Raw genomic sequence first — 272 nt, 5'->3', positions numbered from 1 at the left:
CGTCGTTCCGATGTACCCCGCGCCTCAACCCTTGGCGAACACCAGATGCCCGCCCGCGGCATCCACCCGGATCGTATCGCCGCTGACGAACTCGCCGCTGAGGATCTTCTGCGCCAGCGGATTCTCGATCTGCTGCTGCACCGCACGCTTGAGCGGCCGCGCGCCGTAGACCGGGTCGAAACCGACGTTGCCGATCAAGGTCAACGCCGCCTCGCTCAGCGCCAGCTTCAAGCCGCGCTCGCCCAGGCGCTTCTCCAGCCCATGCAGCTGGA

The 272-nt window shown here is 67.3% G+C and carries 1 protein-coding gene; it reads right to left on the bottom strand.

The annotated features are described in order from the left end of the window. Positions 1-24 precede the first annotated feature (24 nt). A partial coding sequence (locus HKX41_11520) for a hypothetical protein (GenBank protein NNC24761.1) occupies positions 25-272 on the bottom strand: 248 nt, incomplete at its 5' end.

The organism is Salifodinibacter halophilus, assembly GCA_012999515.1.
Taxonomy (GTDB): domain Bacteria; phylum Pseudomonadota; class Gammaproteobacteria; order Nevskiales; family Salinisphaeraceae; genus Salifodinibacter; species Salifodinibacter halophilus.
The sequence above is the reverse complement of the archived record's forward strand: the minus strand, read 5'-3'. Positions and strand labels throughout refer to the sequence as shown.